1 pseudogene is annotated in these 497 nt (G+C 36.8%); it reads left to right on the forward strand.

The window, feature by feature from the left end:
• Positions 1 to 229: 229 nt before the first annotated feature.
• Positions 230 to 497, forward strand: a pseudogene (locus tag ACFINZ_RS10380) (class I SAM-dependent rRNA methyltransferase); the annotation flags it as partial.

Raw genomic sequence — 497 nt, forward strand, 5'->3', positions numbered from 1 at the left:
CTCTTAAAGAAAGTAAAGCAGAGCTTGAGAAATTAAAAATATCGATCGCTGATATGGTATAAAGGGAATTTGCTGAAATCTTTCCCGTGTTGTGTTTAGTACATCCTCAAAAGTAAGTTTTCTCTCTTTTCTTATAAATGTTTAATCGACTTTAGCTCTTTGGATTATTATAGAAGTTTCAGAGCCTTTTAACATAAATGTTTTCAAGAGCTGTATCGTGAAACCGAATATGCTTGCGCAGTGCTTTCAACCAAACTCTAGCGGTATATATCCGCAAGAAAAGTTGCCTCTTATTTTAGAAACAGGTGTGAGTCCAGATTATGCTCTCATCGATTCTGGTAATGGGAAAAAATTGGAACGTTATGGGGCTTACCGTATTATTCGACCAGAAGGTCAAGCATTATGGAAACCAGCTTTATCAGAAAAACATTGGGCTAATGTTGATGCCATTTTTACAGGAAACCGGGATGAAGAAGGAGTTGGTCGTTGGTATTTTC

This window comes from Bartonella sp. AA81SXKL (assembly GCF_042196945.1).
Classification (GTDB): Bacteria; Pseudomonadota; Alphaproteobacteria; order Rhizobiales; family Rhizobiaceae; genus Bartonella.